General features: G+C 67.5%; 17 protein-coding genes. 3 read left to right on the top strand and 14 right to left on the bottom strand.

Going from position 1 to position 16,364, the window contains the following annotated elements; genetic code table 11:
* Positions 1-10: 10 nt before the first annotated feature.
* Genes V6K52_RS09395 through pyrR form a run of 7 tightly spaced genes read right to left on the bottom strand, consistent with a single transcriptional unit; the run spans position 11 to position 9,268 of the window.
* Entirely contained in the window at positions 11-973 is a 963-nt protein-coding gene (locus V6K52_RS09395) for a dihydroorotate dehydrogenase (protein ID WP_353953596.1), read from the bottom strand.
* Positions 973-1,875: a dihydroorotate dehydrogenase electron transfer subunit gene (locus V6K52_RS09390; RefSeq protein ID WP_353953595.1), complete on the bottom strand. Its 903-nt coding sequence runs from the start codon at positions 1,873-1,875 to the stop codon at positions 973-975. The genes V6K52_RS09395 and V6K52_RS09390 overlap by 1 nt, the downstream gene beginning before the upstream one ends.
* Complete coding sequence (gene carB / locus V6K52_RS09385) at positions 1,872-5,189, bottom strand: carbamoyl-phosphate synthase large subunit (protein ID WP_353953594.1); 3,318 nt, start codon at positions 5,187-5,189, stop codon at positions 1,872-1,874. The genes V6K52_RS09390 and carB overlap by 4 nt, the downstream gene beginning before the upstream one ends.
* Entirely contained in the window at positions 5,189-6,352 is a 1,164-nt protein-coding gene (carA, locus tag V6K52_RS09380) for a glutamine-hydrolyzing carbamoyl-phosphate synthase small subunit (RefSeq protein ID WP_353953593.1), read from the bottom strand. Before carA ends, carB begins: the two co-directional genes overlap by 1 nt.
* Positions 6,349-7,641, bottom strand: coding sequence for a dihydroorotase (locus V6K52_RS09375; RefSeq protein WP_353953592.1), 1,293 nt, complete (start codon positions 7,639-7,641; stop codon positions 6,349-6,351). Before V6K52_RS09375 ends, carA begins: the two co-directional genes overlap by 4 nt.
* Positions 7,638-8,642 (bottom strand): aspartate carbamoyltransferase catalytic subunit, encoded by a 1,005-nt coding sequence (locus V6K52_RS09370; protein ID WP_353953754.1) that lies wholly within the window; start codon positions 8,640-8,642, stop codon positions 7,638-7,640. The genes V6K52_RS09375 and V6K52_RS09370 overlap by 4 nt, the downstream gene beginning before the upstream one ends.
* 23 nt (positions 8,643-8,665) lie before the next feature.
* Positions 8,666-9,268: a bifunctional pyr operon transcriptional regulator/uracil phosphoribosyltransferase PyrR gene (gene pyrR, locus V6K52_RS09365; protein ID WP_353953591.1), complete on the bottom strand. Its 603-nt coding sequence runs from the start codon at positions 9,266-9,268 to the stop codon at positions 8,666-8,668.
* 199 nt (positions 9,269-9,467) lie between these two features.
* Between pyrR and V6K52_RS09360 the strand changes: the two genes are divergently transcribed.
* Positions 9,468-9,659, top strand: a complete 192-nt coding sequence (locus V6K52_RS09360) for a hypothetical protein (RefSeq protein WP_353953590.1) — start codon at positions 9,468-9,470, stop codon at positions 9,657-9,659.
* Between the two features lie 31 nt (positions 9,660-9,690).
* Here the strand turns inward: V6K52_RS09360 and V6K52_RS09355 are convergent, their stop codons facing one another.
* The 7 genes from V6K52_RS09355 to V6K52_RS09325 form a co-directional block, all read right to left on the bottom strand.
* On the bottom strand, positions 9,691-10,155 hold the full coding sequence (locus V6K52_RS09355) for a dihydrofolate reductase (RefSeq protein ID WP_353953589.1): 465 nt from the start codon (positions 10,153-10,155) through the stop codon (positions 9,691-9,693).
* A gap of 132 nt (positions 10,156-10,287) precedes the next feature.
* Positions 10,288-10,707 carry a type II toxin-antitoxin system VapC family toxin gene (locus V6K52_RS09350; protein ID WP_353953588.1) on the bottom strand — a complete coding sequence of 140 codons (420 nt, stop codon included), beginning with the start codon at positions 10,705-10,707 and terminating at the stop codon, positions 10,288-10,290.
* Positions 10,704-10,961: an Arc family DNA-binding protein gene (locus V6K52_RS09345; RefSeq protein WP_353953587.1), complete on the bottom strand. Its 258-nt coding sequence runs from the start codon at positions 10,959-10,961 to the stop codon at positions 10,704-10,706. Before V6K52_RS09345 ends, V6K52_RS09350 begins: the two co-directional genes overlap by 4 nt.
* 165 nt (positions 10,962-11,126) lie before the next feature.
* Entirely contained in the window at positions 11,127-11,537 is a 411-nt protein-coding gene (gene nusB, locus V6K52_RS09340) for a transcription antitermination factor NusB (RefSeq protein ID WP_353953586.1), read from the bottom strand.
* An 18-nt stretch (positions 11,538-11,555) separates the two neighbouring features.
* On the bottom strand, positions 11,556-12,116 hold the full coding sequence (gene efp / locus V6K52_RS09335; RefSeq protein WP_353953585.1) for an elongation factor P: 561 nt from the start codon (positions 12,114-12,116) through the stop codon (positions 11,556-11,558).
* A gap of 161 nt (positions 12,117-12,277) precedes the next feature.
* Complete coding sequence (locus V6K52_RS09330; protein WP_353953584.1) at positions 12,278-12,874, bottom strand: NYN domain-containing protein; 597 nt, start codon at positions 12,872-12,874, stop codon at positions 12,278-12,280.
* A gap of 27 nt (positions 12,875-12,901) precedes the next feature.
* Positions 12,902-13,777, bottom strand: coding sequence for an intradiol ring-cleavage dioxygenase (locus V6K52_RS09325; RefSeq protein WP_353953583.1), 876 nt, complete (start codon positions 13,775-13,777; stop codon positions 12,902-12,904).
* Between the two features lie 131 nt (positions 13,778-13,908).
* On the opposite strand from V6K52_RS09325, the gene V6K52_RS09320 reads away from it, so the two are divergent.
* Together V6K52_RS09320 and V6K52_RS09315 are read left to right on the top strand one after the other, a co-directional pair.
* On the top strand, positions 13,909-15,489 hold the full coding sequence (locus V6K52_RS09320; RefSeq protein ID WP_353953582.1) for an FMN-binding glutamate synthase family protein: 1,581 nt from the start codon (positions 13,909-13,911) through the stop codon (positions 15,487-15,489).
* 30 nt (positions 15,490-15,519) lie between these two features.
* A complete protein-coding gene (locus V6K52_RS09315) occupies positions 15,520-16,320 on the top strand; it encodes an alpha/beta hydrolase (RefSeq protein ID WP_353953581.1) in 801 nt (266 codons plus the stop codon).
* Positions 16,321-16,364 lie beyond the last annotated feature (44 nt).

Below are 16,364 nucleotides of genomic sequence, written 5' to 3'. Positions count from 1 at the left end.
GTGGATGCGGTCACGGGATCACCATCCTGTCGTGCGCGACGCCAACGAGCTCGGTGATGCGGGCGACGCCGTGGGACTCGGCGAGCGCCTCGAGCTCGGTGAGGACGCGCTGGGGAGCGGTCGGGTCGTTGAAGGTCGCTGTGCCCACCTGGATGCCGGTCGCGCCGGCAGCGATGAGCTCGAGGGCGTCTCGGCCGGTGCGCACACCCCCGACCCCGATGAGCGGCACCGTCTGGAAGCGCCCGGCGCGCATTGCGGCGGTGACCTGCCACAGGGCACGGACGGCAACTGGTCGGATCGAAGGCCCGGAGAGTCCGCCAGTGATGCCACCAAGTTGCGGTCGCAGACGGTCGGTGTCGATGACCATGCCCAGGAGGGTGTTGATCATCGTGAGGCCAGTGGCACCAGCCTTCACCGACGCGTCAGCGATCGACACGATGTCGGTGACGTCGGGGGTGAGCTTGGCGAACATCGGCACGTCGCGAGGCAGCTGTTCGCGCACGAGCGCGATGACCTTGCCAGAGGCGAGCGGGTCGCACGCGAAGACCAGGCCGCGGTTGGCGACGTTGGGGCACGAGATGTTGACCTCGACGCCAACGACACAGTCGAACGCGTCGCTGGCCGCGAGCACCTGCGCCACATCCGCGAACTCCCCCGCGGTGTTGCCCGCGATCGACACGAGCACGCGCGCACCGACAGACTTCAGCCAGGGCAGGTCCTTCTCGACGAAGGCGTGGATTCCTGGACCCTGAAGGCCGATCGAGTTGAGCATGCCTGAGCTCGTCTCGGCCATGCGCGGAGTTCCGCGACCAGAGCGCGGATCCATCATCACGGTCTTGGTGACGAAGGCCCCGAGCTGGGAGACATCAAAGAAGCGGTGCAGCTCGCGGCCGTTGGCGGCGCACCCTGACGCGGTCATGACAGGGTTGGGAAGGGTCCGACCGGTGAAGGTCACGGACATGTCGACCGCCATCAGTGACCTCCCACTCTCGGCGCACCCACCGCATCGTCGGGGACGCCGCAGACACCGTCGTGGAACGCCTCCCAGCGGATGCGGTCACCGCGAAAGACGGGTCCCTCGACACACGAGCGCACCATCGACGTCACGCCGTCCCTGCCCCGCACGGGCATGACACACGTCATGCAGACCCCGATGCCGCAGGCCATCGATTCCTCGACCGCGACCTGGGCCACCGCCCCGTGCTCGGACGCGACGCGCGTGACGGACTGCAGCATCCCCATGGGTCCGCACGCATAGGCCACCGGCGCACCGGTGCGCCGGAACACGTCCGGCAGAACGTCGCTCACCCAGCCGCGCTGTCCGGCGGAGCCGTCATCGGTCGTCACCGTGACGCGATCAGCGGCCCGTCGGGCCTCGACGACACCGAAGAGCCGGTCCTCCGAGGCCGCACCGAGCACCATCTCGACGGTGCAGCCCCGCGCGCGCAGGACCTCGGCCAGCCAGAAGAGTGGTGCAGATCCGTAGCCGCCTCCGACGAGCACGCAAGGCACTGGCTCGGTCGGCAACGGGAAGGGCCGTCCGAGCGGAGCCACCACGTCAACCGTGTCGTGGGCACGCAGCGACGTGAGCCACTCGGTCCCGGCGCCCTTGGCGGCGATGACGAGGTCGAGCGTCCCGCCGTAGGTGCCGGAAGGGCTCACCTTGTGGATCGAGAAGGAGCGCCGCAGCAGGTTGCCCGTCGTGGGGCCGCCGACCGCCAGCGCCGCGAACTGTCCCGGGCGCGCGAGCTCGGCGACACCGGGAGCGACGATCGTCAGGTGGTGATAGGCGCCGGCCCGGCGGGTCGCGATGATTTCGCCCTGCACCTGGATCACACCCGCCTGAGCCGCGCCGTTCGTGCCCGCACTGCTCATCGGTCGGCCACCTGCATGAGGTTGAGGTGCCGCGCGTGCTCCTGCAGTGAGGTCACCGTGAGGTCACCCCGACGCAGCGCCTCGATGGCCTGCACGGCGGCAGCGAATTCCTGGACCGTCGTGATGAGCGGGACGTCGGCGGTGTTGGCCGCGGCCCGGATCGCGTAGCCGTCCGCGCGAGCGCTCTGTCCGGTGGGCGTGTTGATGACCATGGCGATCTCACCCTGGAGGATGAGCTCACCGATCGTGCGGGCGTCGCTGGCCTCGGCGTCGCCCTCGCGCTCGGTGATCTTGCGGATGACCTTGGCGGGGATTCCGTTGCGCCGCAGCACATCCGTTGTGCCCGACGTCGCGACGATGTCGAACCCGAGGTCGACGAGACGGTTGACCGGGAAGAGCATCGCGCGCTTGTCGCGGTTCGCAACGGAGACGAAGACCGTGCCGCTGTCGGGCAGACCACCGTATGCCGCGAGCTGACTCTTGCCGAACGCGCGGCCGAACGTCGTGTCGATGCCCATGACCTCACCGGTGGAGCGCATCTCCGGCCCGAGGAGACTGTCGACCATCGAGCCGTCGGCCTGACGGAACCGATGGAAGGGCAGCACGGCTTCCTTGACCGAGATGGGCGCGTGCGGAGGGAGGTTCCCACCGTCGCCACTGGGCGGCAGGACACCCTCGGTGCGGAGCTCGGCGATGGTCGCACCGAGCATGATCCGACTCGCTGCGTTGGCCAGCGCGACACCCGTTGCCTTGGCGACGAATGGCACCGTGCGCGACGCCCGCGGGTTGGCCTCGAGGACATAGAGGATGTCCTGCGCGAGGGCGAACTGGACGTTCATCAGGCCGAGGACGCCGATCCCCTGGGCCAGCTTGAGCGTGCTCTCGCGGACGAGCTCGATCTCGGCGTTGCCCAGGGTCGCCGGCGGGAGCGTGCAGGCACTGTCACCGGAGTGGATACCGGCCTCCTCGATGTGCTCCATGACTCCGCCGAGATACATCTCGGTGCCGTCGTAGAGCACGTCGACATCGATCTCGATGGCGTCGTCGAGGAAGCGGTCGACGAGCACCGGATGCTCGGGCGAAGCCGTGGTGGCGCGTTCGACATAGGTGACAAGGGTGTCGTCGTCGTAGACGATCTCCATGCCGCGCCCGCCGAGGACATATGAGGGACGGACGAGGACCGGGTAGCCGATGTCTCGTGCCACCGCGAGTGCCTCAGAAGCGCTGTATGCCGTGCCGTGCTTGGGAGCGGGCAGCTTCGCCTCTGCGAGGACTCGCCCGAAGGCTCCGCGGTCCTCGGCGAGGTCGATCGCCTCGGGGGACGTGCCGACGATCGGCACACCCGCGTCCTTGAGGGCACGAGCCAGGCCGAGGGGGGTCTGACCACCGAGTTGGACGATGACACCCGCGATCGGGCCGGCCTGCTTCTCGGCGTGATAGACCTCGAGCACGTCCTCGAGCGTCAGCGGCTCGAAGTAGAGACGGCTGCTCGTGTCGTAGTCGGTGGAGACCGTCTCGGGGTTGCAGTTGATCATCACGGTGTCGTAGCCGGCATCGCGCAGGGCGAAGCTCGCGTGGACGCAGGAGTAGTCGAACTCGACGCCCTGCCCGATGCGGTTCGGTCCGGAGCCCAGGATGATGACGGCCTCCCGCTCGCGCGGTGCCACCTCGGTCTCCTCGTCGTAGGAGCTGTAGTAGTAGGGCGTCTGCGCGTCGAACTCGGCCGCGCAGGTGTCGACGGTCTTGAAGACCGGTCGCACCCCGAGGGCGTGACGAACCCCGCGAACGACACTCTCCGGCATACTCCGCAATTCGCTCAGCTGAGCGTCCGAGAAGCCGTGACGCTTGGCCAGGCGCAGCAGGTCTGGCGTCAGCTCCGGTGACTCACCGATCTCGCGGGCGATGTCGTTGATGAGTTCGAACTGATCGAGGAACCAGGGGTCGATGCCGGTCGCCTCGTGGGTCTCCTCGACAGTGGCGCCCCCGCGCATCGCCTGCTGCACCGTGACGATTCGGCCGTCGGTGGGGCGTGCCGCGATCTTGAGGAGTTCGAGCGCCTCGTCGCGACTCGGCGTCTCGCCGCGCCAGTGGAATGAGGACCCCTTCTGCTCGACCGAGCGCAGCGCCTTCTGCATGGCCTCGGTGAAGTTGCGACCGATGGACATGGCCTCGCCGACTGACTTCATCGTCGTGGTGAGGGTGTCGTCGGCAGACGGGAACTTCTCGAAGGCGAAGCGGGGCACCTTGACGACCACGTAGTCGAGACTCGGCTCGAAGCTCGCCGGCGTCTCCTGGGTGATGTCGTTGGGGACCTCGTCCAACGTGTAGCCGATCGCCATCTTGGCCGCGATCTTGGCGATCGGGAAGCCAGTGGCCTTCGAGGCGAGCGCCGACGAGCGCGAGACGCGCGGGTTCATCTCGATGACGATGATCCGGCCGTCGAGCGGGTTGATCGCGAACTGGATGTTGCAGCCACCGGTGTCGACCCCGACCTCACGGATGATCGCGATACCGACATCACGCAGCCGCTGGTACTCGCGGTCGGTGAGGGTGAGCGCGGGCGCGACCGTGATCGAGTCGCCCGTGTGCACGCCCATCGGGTCGAGGTTCTCGATGGAGCAGACGACCACGACGTTGTCCTTGTGGTCGCGCATCACCTCGAGTTCGTACTCCTTCCAGCCCTTGATCGACTCCTCGAGGAGGACCTCGGTGGTCGGGCTGGCCTGCAGGCCGGCGCCGGCCATGCGGCGCAGCTCGGTCTCGTCGTGGGCGAAGCCGGAACCCAGTCCACCCATGGTGAACGACGGGCGCACGACCATCGGGTAGCCGAGCTCGTCGGCCGCCGCGAGACACTCGTCCATCGTGTGGGCGATGACGGAGCGCGCGCTGTCGGCACCGCACCGCTCGACGACGCCCTTGAACAGCTGACGGTCCTCACCAAGCTGGATCGCCTCGACGTTGGCGCCGATGAGTGGGGCGTTGTACTTCTCGAGGACACCGTTCTCGTGCAACGCAATGGCGCAGTTGAGTGCGGTCTGCCCACCGAGAGTTGCGAGCACCGCGTCGGGGCGCTCCTTCTCGATGATCTTCTCGACGACCTCGGGGGTGATCGGCTCGATGTAGGTCGCGTCCGCGAACTCCGGGTCGGTCATGATCGTCGCCGGGTTGGAGTTCACGAGGATGACACGCACGCCTTCCTCCCGCAGGACCCGGCAGGCCTGGGTCCCCGAGTAGTCGAACTCGCAGGCCTGCCCGATGACGATCGGGCCGGACCCGATGACGAGGACGCTCTTGATGTCGTCGCGCTTCGGCATCAGGCGCCCACCTTCGTGTTGCTCGAGAGAAGTTCAACAAACCGATCAAACAGATAGGCCGCATCGTGCGGTCCCGCTGCTGCTTCCGGGTGGTACTGGACTGAGAACGCCCTGAGGACACCGGAGTTCGCATCATGGAGTTCGAGGCCTTCGACGACGTCGTCGTTGAGGCACACGTGCGAGACCCGCGCCTGCCCGAACTCGGTATGGCTGTCCTCGTCGAGGGGAGCATCGACCGCGAAGCCGTGGTTGTGCGCGGTGACCTCGACCTTGCCCGTCGTGCGGTCCATGACCGGCTGGTTGATGCCGCGGTGGCCGTACTTAAGCTTGAAGGTGCCGAAGCCCAACGCCCGGCCGAACAGCTGGTTGCCGAAGCAGATCCCGAAGAACGGGATCCCGGCAGCGAGCACCTCGCGCAGGACTCCAACTTCGTGGTCGGCGCTCGACGGGTCTCCCGGGCCGTTGCTGAAGAAGACACCGTCGGGGCTGAGCGCCTCGATCTGCGCGAAAGTCGTGGTCGCGGGGAGGACGTGGACCTCGATACCGCGCTCGGCCATGCACTGCGGCGTCATCGCCTTGATGCCGAGGTCGATTGCGGCGACGGTGAAGCGCTTCTCCCCCACCGCCTGCACGACGTAGGGCTCTTTGGTGCTGACCTCTTGGGCGAGGGAGGCACCCGCCATCTGGGGCGCGGCGGTGACGCGCTCGACGAGCTCGTGCGACGGCATACGCGCCTCGTCCCCGGAGAAGATGCCGACTCGCATGGCTCCACGCTCACGCAGGTGGCGCGTGAGGGCGCGGGTGTCGATGTCGCAGATGCCCACGACGCCCTGGGCCACGAGCTCGTCCTCGAGGCTGCGCTGCGAGCGCCAGTTCGAGGGCCGCAGGGCAGGGTCGCGCACGACGTAGCCGGCGACCCAGATGCGCGAGGACTCGTCGTCCTCGTCGTTCCAGCCGGTGTTCCCCACGTGCGGGGCCGTCATGACGACGACCTGGCGGTGATAGCTCGGATCGGTCAGCGTCTCCTGATAGCCGGTCATCGCTGTGCAGAAGACGGCCTCGCCGACCGTCTCCCCACGGCTGCCGTAGGAGCGCCCGGTGAAGGTGCGACCGTCCTCGAGGACGAGCACTGCCAGTTCGCGGGTATGGACTGTGGTGTTCATGCGTGCTCCTGAAGCGTGGCCGTGACCCGGCCGCGCAGGATGGTCGTGTGGACGGCACCGGTGAAGCTCATGCCGTGCCACGGATTGTTGCGGGACTGGGAATGGGAGGCTTCGGCGTCCACGGTCTGGTTGGCCTCGGTGTCGATGAGGACGAGGTTGGCGGGGGCGCCCACCTCGAGTGCCCGGCCATGGTCGGACAGGCCGGCGATGCGCGCCGGGGCGGTCGACATGCGATCGGCCAGACCGGCGAGGTCGAGCGCCCCGCTCAGGACCATCGTGTCGTGGACCACGGCGAAGGCGGTCTCGAGGCCGAGCATGCCGAACGCCGCGTCGACGAAGGCATGCTCCTTGTCGTGTCGGGCGTGCGGCGCGTGGTCGGTGGCGACCGCGTCGATGGTCCCGTCGACCAAGGCTGCCCGAAGGGCCTCGACGTCCTCAGAAGGTCGCAGCGGCGGGTTGACCTTGAACGTCGGGTCGTAGCCACTGACCAGGTCCTGCGTGAGGAGCAGGTGGTGTGGAGTCACCTCGGCGGTGAGGTCGATGCCGCGAGCCTTGGCCCAGCGGACGACCTCGACGCCCTCCGCGGTGGTCACATGCGCCACGTGGACGCGCGAACCCGTGTGCTGGGCGAGCTGCGCATCGCGGGCGATGATGCTCGACTCGGCGACGGCGGGCCAGCCCGGCAGTCCGAGGCGGCCGCTGAGTTCACCCTCGTGGCAGCAGGCACTGGACCCGGCCAGGTCGGGATCCTGACTGTGTTGACTGACGACACCGCCGAAGGCGCGCACGTACTCGAGGGCCCGGCGCATGACTCGCGCGTCGTGGACACAGCGACCGTCATCAGAGAAGACCCGGACGTTGGCGCGTGAGCGGTGCATGAGCGCGAGCTCGGCGAGCTCCTCGCCCGCGAGGCCCTTGGTCACGGCGCCGATGGGCTGAACGTCAACGAGGCCGGTGGCGCGGCCGAGGTCGAGGACCCGCTCTGCGGCCTCCGCCGTGTCGGTCACCGGGTTGGTGTTGGCCATGGCGAGCACTGCGGTGAAGCCCCCGAAGGCTGCAGCGGCAGCTCCCGTCGCGATCGTCTCGGCGTCCTCCCGACCAGGTTCGCGCAAATGCGTGTGGAGGTCGACGAAGCCGGGCAGCAGCGCGAGACCATCGGCGTCGATGCTCTCGACTCCCTGGGGCACATCGAGTCCGCCGCCGATCGCCGCGATCTGACCCTCGAGAACAAGGACATCGTTGGCCTCGCCCCCGAGAAGTGTGGCCCCCGTGATGTGCAGGTTCGTCATGCTGCACTCCCCTCAGTGTTCGATGTGGGCGCCCCGACTTCGGTCGGCGAATCCTCCCCAGCGAGGAGGTGATAGAGCACCGACATCCGAACGGCCACACCGGCGCTCACTTGGTCAAGCACGAGGCTCTGCGCGGCATCGGCAGCATCGGCGCTGATCTCGAGTCCACGGTTCATCGGGCCGGGGTGACAGATGACGAGGTCCGGGTTGGCGTCGGTGAGGCGAGCGAGCCGGTCCCGGGTGAGGCCGTAGCCCACGGTGTATTCACGGGCCGTCGGGAAGTAGCCGCCACTCATGCGTTCCTTCTGGACACGCAGCATCATGAGCGCGTCGATCGGCCCCGCCGATGCGCCACCCTGCAACACCACGTCCAGGTCGTGGCTCACGTCGAAGCCGTCGCGCTCGGACCAGGTGCTGATACCGCTCGGCATGAGCGTCGGCGGCGCGACCACGGTGACATGAGCCCCGAGACGGCGCAGCGAGATGAGATTCGAGCGCACCACCCGCGAGTGGGTGAGGTCTCCGACGATGGCGACGTGCTTGCCCTCGAGTGAGCCCAGCCGCTGCTCCATCGTGTAGGCGTCGAGCAACGCCTGCGTCGGGTGCTCGTGCGTGCCGTCGCCAGCGTTGATGACATGAGCGTCGACCCAGCCCGCGACCTGGTGGCAGGCCCCGGAGGCGCCGTGACGGATGACCATCGCATCGACGCCCATCGCGTCGATCGTGCGCACTGTGTCGCGCAAGGACTCGCCCTTGGAGGCCGACGAGCCCTTGCCGGTGATGTTGATCGTGTCGGCGCTCATCCACTTGCCCGCGATCTCGAAGGAGCTGCGGGTGCGGGTGGAGTCCTCGAAGAAGAGGTTGATGATCGTGCGTCCGCGCAGGGTCGGGATCTTCTTGACCGCCCGCTTCTGGACGTCGTGCATCTGGGTCGCGGTGTCGAGAATCGTCCGGATGCCAGTGGCATCCAGGTCGGCCATCGACAGGAGGTGACGCGGCATCCGCGTCTGCGTCTTCGGTTCGGTCATCGGGCACCTCCGGTGATCGTGACGCTGTCGGCGTCGTCGAAGTCGGCCAGACGCACGCGCACCTTCTCGGTCTGGGCAGTGGGGAGGTTCTTGCCCACGTGGTCGGCGCGGATCGGGAGCTCACGGTGACCACGGTCGACGAGGACGGCCAGTCGCACTGCAGCCGGACGTCCGTGGTCGGCCAGCGCGTCAAGTGCGGCCCGGACCGTGCGGCCGCTGTAGAGGACGTCGTCGACGAGGACGACGGTCTTGCCGTCCACTCCGCCCTCGGGGATGTCGGTCGGCATCGGCGCCCTGGTGGGTTGGCGGCGCAAGTCGTCGCGATACATCGTCACGTCGAGGCTGCCGACGGGGATCTCGCTGCCCTCGAACTCGGCGATGGTCGCGGCCAGGCGGCGGGCGAGCGGCACGCCGCGAGAAGGGATGCCGAGGAGGACGAGATCGTCAGCGCCTTTGTTGGCCTCAAGGATCTCGTGGGCGATGCGACGCAGTGCGCGGGAGATGTCGGCGGCTCCGAGGACCGTCCTCCCGTCATCTGTCGCGGGGTCGGTCTCACTCGAGGAGCCTGGGGCGTTCTGTGGCACAGCGTCAGGACACATCAGTGTCGTGACCTCCTTCCCTGCCTCACGGGACAGGTCGTTAAAGGATGTCGGTCGCCTCACTCTAGCGACTCGGATCGCTCTCCCCCAAGCCGACCCCGCCGGACCGTCCCACCACTCGGAACATATAACGCAGCGCTATGCCTGCCCCAAGGTCACGTGATGTAATAGGACAACGTTCCCAGCCGAAGGAGGCACCGTGCACCCACAGACGCTCACGACACCCACCTCTGGCGACACCTGTGCCCCGGCCCTACCAATGAACTCAGAACGCGCCCCGCTCTTCCCGCCGCGTGACGCCGACGCCGACACGTATCGCGCCTGGCTCGCTCGTGCCGCGTGGCCCGAAGTCGTGTTCGGCGCAAGGATGCCTGCCACCACCTCACACTGAGCTGTCCCCCGGCGGGCTGTGACTCCTCGCGTCAGGAAGCCCGGTCGAGGGTGACGACGCGGACCCCACCGGCAAGGTCCTCCTGGCCGACCGGAGTGAACCGTGCGTGCGTGAACTCCCCCGCGAACAGCGGGATCCCGGAGCCAATGGCCGACGGGTTGACCTTGAGGACGAGCCGGTCGATCTCCGGCAGGAGCGCGTGGGCGAGAGGGCCGCCCCCGACCAACCAGATGTCGAGACCGTCCTGCGCCTTGAGTTCGCGGACCCTCGTGATCGGGTCGCCGCTGACGATCTCGACCGGCAGCTCAGTGCGCTCGCCCAACGTGGTCGACACGACCAGGTGTCGCAGATGCGGATAGGCGTCATCGAGACCGGCGGCCAGGCCCAGATCATAGGAAGCCCGCCCCTCGATGACCGTGTCGAAGTGTTGCCCCTGCCCCGTGATCCCCATGGCGTCACGCGCTGGCCCGGGAAGCGTCTCGGGGTAATTCGCCACGATGAACTCGATGAGATCCGGGGTGATCGGGAAGAACTCGGCCCCACTGGGGTCTCCCCGTCCGGTCCTGCGATGAACCCATCGAGTGTGACAGCGACGTAGTAGACGAGTTTGCGCATGGCGCCAATCCTGTCAGGTGCCCACCCACGGATTCATGACGGCAATGCCGGTGTCCTCGAAGTCCCTGATGTTCCGGGTCGCAAGCGGGACATCATGGCGACGGCAGATGGCCGCGATCCACGCATCCATGGCTCCTATGGGACGGCCAAGTCGTCGCCTCGTGGCCCTGATGTCGGCAAAGTACGGAGCGGTCCGCGTGTCGGCGTCCAGAACTCCACCGCGAAACGTCGCCAGGACACTGTCGACAGCCTCATGAAGGTGGTCTCGGCGTTGGCCCTGAGGCAGGACAAACACCCCCTGCAAGAGCTCCGCTGCAGTGATCACGGTGATGCGACGGTGGCGGTGAGGCAGTTCGAGGAGCCACTCGACGACGCGCTCGTCAGGGGCGGGTTGCAATGTCTCGGACAGGACGTTGGTGTCGAGGACGATCACGAGAAGTCGGGAACGGGTCGCTCGATGTCGTCAGCTCGCGACGGGATGTCTAGTTCGAGGCCCCCGGTCAGCCGGCGGAAGTCGCGCAGTGCCGCGAAGAGTGGATCCTCCGTTTCCACCGCCGCGTCGATCGAGACCGCCTCAGTCAGAATCGCCCGAACCTCAGCCTCCATTGAGCGGCCATTGCGCGCCGCTCGCACCTGAAGCCGCTTCTTCACGTCCTCGTCAACCTGACGGATGGTCAGTGTGCTCATCGCTGCCGCCCCTGTCGCTCGTTCAGTGCTGTCAATGCTAGCACCGCGACGCGGGGGACGAAGCGGGAGGCGAGCACACGGCATACGCCGAAATGCTGGGTCGGAGCACAGCCCAACGGCCGCCGACCCGAAAGGGTCAGCGGCCGTCAGGCGACTACGGGGACGTCAGGCCAGGGTCGGCTTGACCTCGGCGAGACGTGCGAGGAGTCCATTGACGAACTTCGGCGAGTCATCGGTCGACAGCTCGGTCGCGATCGCCACGGCCTCACTGATCGCGACGCCCTCGGGCACCTCGCCGAAGAGCACCTCGAACGCGCCGACACGCAGGATGGCGCGGTCGACTGCAGGCATCCGCTCGACCGACCAACCCTGCGAGTAGGTCGTGAGCAGGTCGTTGATCTGGGTCCAGTTGTCGACGACGCCCGTGACGAGGTCGGCCGTGAACTCGTTGAGAGGCGCCTCGGTCACGGGAGTGGCGAGGCGTTCCTTGAGGAGCTCAGTCGCGTTGACCTGACGCTGCTCGGCCTCGAAGAGCAGGTCGATGGCGCGTCGGCGCGATTTGGTGCGGGCAGCCATGTGGTGGGAGTCCGCCGATCAGTTGACGCGGCCGAGGTAGGACCCGTCGCGCGTGTCCACCTTGACCTTGTCGCCGGTGTTGAGGAAGAGCGGGACGCCGATCTCGGCGCCGGTCTCGAGCGTCGCCGGCTTGGTGCCACCGGTCGAGCGGTCACCCTGCAGACCCGGCTCGGTGTACTGGATCGACAGGACGACCGAGGCAGGCAACTCGATGAAGAGGACGTTGCCCTCGTGCCGCGCGACGATGGCGTCCTGGTTCTCGAGCATGTACTTGGCTGCGTCACCGACGACGGTGGGGGTGACCGTGATCTGGTCGAACGTGTCGCCGTCCATGAAGACGTAGTCGGTGCCGTCGTTGTAGAGGTACTGCATGTTGCGCTTGTCCACGCTGGCGGTCTCGACCTTGGTGCCGGCGTTGAACGTCTTGTCGACGACCTTGCCCGACAGCACGTGCTTGAGCTTGGTCCGCACGAAGGCCGGTCCCTTGCCGGGCTTGACGTGCTGGAACTCCACGACGGTCCACAGCTGGCCCTCGAGGTTGAGGACGAGGCCGTTCTTGAGTTCGTTCGTCGATGCCACGTGGGTTCACTTTCGATGAGATTGAAAAGATTCGGTATGCCGTGTGCGCAGGGCGCGCTGAGGCGTCACGCAGGCGGCACGGAAGTCTGGCGCTGAGATTCGCCGGTGAGTCTATCCGGCAGGACGCTGACGCCCGAATTCCACGACTCGAAGGCCGCGACTCAGAGGAACTGCGACGGGTCGAACTCGTCAATCGGGATGACCCGGACGCGCGGCAGGCGTGAAGTGAACGCCTTGACGTCGTACTCGAGGTCGAAGGTCTCCAGCCCGTCGGCCTCCAGGGCAGTGAACCCGCTGTTGCGGAACTCGCGGAAGGCCATGACCCCGACGCGGCGGTCGTCATCGAGCAGTCCCTCGATCTCCTCGAGGAAGTCACCGTCGTGGCTGACGAGCATGACATCGGCGTCGCGGTCGCGGATGGCCCGCAGGGTCTTCTGAATGGCGACGTCGACGACCTTGACGTCGGTGGCACCTGACAGCGGCACCGGCGTGAACCCGAGCGCGTTGAGCGCCTGGATGAACGACATCGGCATGCTCGTCGTCGCGTTGAGGAAGAACAGCCCCCGCACGTCCTGGTCCCACTGGTCGCGAGCGAACGAGAGGAGGCGGTCCCACCGCGGACGCTCGTCGGGCTGCGGGCGTCGACCCAGGATCGAGGTGCCGAGGGTGGCGTCGATGTTCTCGCCGTCGACGAGGACGTAGGTGAGCACGGCGTCACCGCCGTTCTCGGACGGGGACGACGTGTGCTGGGCTGCCATGGGTCGGAGTCTAGAGCCACTCCCCGCTCAGACCCCGATCGTGAGGTTCGCGACGTAGCCGCTCGCCGCATCGCCCGTCACTGTCGCGAGCTGGTGGATGCCGCCGTCGTCACCGAAGACCATGTCCGAGGTGAGGGATGTCTGCGACATGTTGCGCACACTCTGCTCGTAGCCGGAGGACGCATAGACCGTCTTGCACACGGCCTCGGGCAGGGCGAGCTGCGAGGTCTTGACGATCTGACCGCTGCTCGTCGCCTCGGCCGTGGACTTGTAGACCTCGAAGTGGATGTGCGGCCAACGACCCATGTATGCCGCGGGGAAGATGCTCGTGAACGTCGCCGTGCCGTTGGCGTTCGTCGGTTGCACCCCGCGCAGGTAGTTCTCGTTCTCGACACCCTCGGAGTACATCGAGTAGTTGCCCTCCCGGTCGCAGTGCCAGAGATAGACGGCGACGCCCTCCATGGCGGCATACCCGTTGGCACTGTCGGTGACCGTGAGGTTGATGGTGAGGGGAACGCCTTCGGCCTTCGTCGTTGACGTGCCGATCGAACGTGTGATGTCGGAGCGGATGATGCCCGCGTCGTCGAGGACGTTGGCCCCGTTGCTGCCGTCACCGGGGTATGGGCCGCCGGTCTCGTCGGGCACCTCGGTGTCCACCGTGGTCGCAGAGGCGCTCGCGGAAGCCGTGCTCGAAGCCGACGCGGACGCGGACGCCGAGCCGGTGGACGAAGCTGCCGTGCCGGTTGACCCGGTCGTGGCATCGGCGCACCCCGCGAGGGCAAGGAGGCCGGCTCCGCCGAAGAGGCCGAGGGCCTTGCGTCGTCCGAGCAGGGTGGCGACGTCGAACTCGAGGCCGCGGTCGTGGTTCGGGTGGGGCTGGTTGGGGATCTGACGTTCGCTCATGACTCCACTGTGGCGGCTCTGGCCTACCGCGAACCATGAGTCGGCTGTGCGGCGCCTGTGAGCGCTCCCCCCACCATCTCTGTCGAGCGACCCACCGTCGGAACCCGGCGCCGCACGGCAGACTGCGAGACATGAAAGCGAAGTCGCTCATTGGTGCCACGGTCGTCGGGCTCGCAGGAGTGGCGGTTCGCGACCTCACCCAGAAGAAGCACTCGCTCAAACGCAACTTTCCGGTCGTCGCGAACCTGCGCTACCTGCTCGAGAAGGTGGGGCCTGAGCTGCGGCAATACATCATCACGGGCAACGACGCCGAGCGACCGTTCTCCCGCGACCAGCGCTCCTGGGTCTATGCCAGCAGCAAGCTCGAGAACAACTACGTCGGCTTCGGCACCGACAACGACATCGAGCACCTCGAGAACTACCCGATCGTCAAGCACCGCACCTTCTCGCCGATGGCCCCGTCGACGGCCGTCGCGCACGGGCACCATGACGAGAAGGTCGAACTGCCGGCCGCCAAGGTGCTCGGAGCGCCGCGCGGTCGCCGCCACGCCTTCCGCCCGGGTTCGGTCGTCAACGTGTCGGCGATGAGCTTCGGCTCACTGTCGGGCAACGCCATCGAGGCGATGAACCGAGGAGTCGCTCTCGCAGGCGCCCTCCACAACACCGGCGAGGGCGGCCTGTCCGACCATCACCGCAAGGGTGGCGACCTCATCCTCCAGATCGGCACCGCCTATTTTGGCTGCCGCGACAACCAAGGTCGTTTTGACCTCGCCCGGCTCAAGGACCTCGTCCAGACTGCCCCGGTCAAGACGATCGAGATCAAGTTGAGCCAGGGTGCCAAACCCGGTCTCGGTGGGGTCCTGCCCGCCGCGAAGATCACCGACGAGATCAGCCGGATCCGCGGCATACCCAAGGGTGAGGACTGTGTCAGTCCGTCACGGCACGCCGAATTCGACAGCGTCGACAGCATGCTCGACTGGGTCGAGCTCATCGCTGACGAGACCGGCCTGCCCGTCGGGATCAAGTCGGCCGTCGGCGAGATGGACTTCTGGACCGAGCTCGCGCAGCAGATGTCCGGGCGCACGCGAGGGGTGGATTTCATCACCGTCGACGGCGGTGAGGGTGGCACGGGTGCGGCGCCGCTCGTCTTCACCGACAACGTCGCCCTGCCGTTCCGGATCGGCTTTGCCCGGGTCTATTCGACGTTCGCCCAAGCCGGTCTGACCGACGACGTCGCGTTCATCGGCAGCGGCAAGCTTGGCCTGCCCGACAACGCGCTCGTCGCTTTCGCACTGGGTGTCGACATGGTCAACGTTGCACGAGAGCCGATGCTGGCGCTCGGGTGCATCCAGGCGCAGAAGTGCCACACCGACCACTGCCCCACCGGCGTCGCGACCCAGGACCCGTGGCTGGCACACGGTCTCGACCCCACGCTCAAGTCGGTACGACTGGCCAACTATCTGCAGACGCTCCGGCGGGATCTGCTCAAGGTGTCGGAAGCCTGCGGGGTGGCCCATCCCGGGCTCATCGATGCGGACGCTGTCGAGATCCTGGACGGCAACCGATCAGGCACACCGTTGCGCGAGGTCTACGGCTACGAGCCCGGCTGGGGCGCGCTCGGCCCGGACCTCGCCCGGGAGATCACCTCGATCATGTGGCCCGAGCGTGACCGGGACACCGAGGCCCCCGAATCCGCCACCTCCACGGCCTGACCTGACCCTCGACCGGGCTACCTTTCGATGATGAAGTTTGTCGAGACGAACGGGCTCACGATCGCCTACGAGCGGGTCGGTGAGGGGCACCCTCTGGTCCTAGTCCACGGCGCGGCCGACGACAGCCGCATCTGGCACCCACAGCTCGCCGCCCTTGCCGACGAGTTCACCGTCCTCGCGTGGGACGAGCCCGGCGCCGGGCGGTCCAGCGACCTGCCCGATGAGTGGACCCTCGAGGGCTTCGCGGACGCGCTCGCGGCGCTCATCGAGTCGCTGCAGCTCGGGCCTGCGCACCTGGCCGGGATGTCGTGGGGCGGCACGGTGGCCCTCGAGCTGTACCGCCGCCACCCCGGGCTCGTCGCAACCCTGATCATGATCGACACCTACGCCGGGTGGAAGGGGTCGCTCCCCGCCGACGAGGTCCGGGCGCGAGTCGCCGGCGCCCGCCGGATGCTCTCCGCACCCCCGGCGGAGTTCGATCCCACCTTCCCCGGACTTTTCGCAGGCGATCCACCCGCGGCTCACGTGGAGTTGCTCGCCGCCATCGCCGCTGACGTCCGTCCCGCCACCCTCGAGCAGGAGCTGGCCATCATGGCCGAGACCGACCTGCGTGGCCTGCTGCCTCATGTCGCCGTCCCCACCCTGCTGCTGTGGGGCGACTCCGATGTTCGCTCGCCGCTGACCGTCGCCCGCCAGTTCGAGGAGGCCATCCCCGGCACGAAGCTCGTCGTGATCGAGGCGGCCGGCCACCTGAGCAGTCTCGAGCGGCCCGAGCAGGTCAATGCTGCTCTGCGTGAGTTCTGCCGCGCGCACCCGCCGCGTGCGACCTGATGGGTGCCGCCCCGACGCGGGACCGCCACTCCCCAGGGGAGAAG

The sequence above is a fragment of the Knoellia sp. S7-12 genome (assembly GCF_040518285.1).
Classification (GTDB): domain Bacteria; phylum Actinomycetota; class Actinomycetes; order Actinomycetales; family Dermatophilaceae; genus Knoellia.
This window is presented reverse-complemented; position numbering and strand designations above follow the sequence as displayed.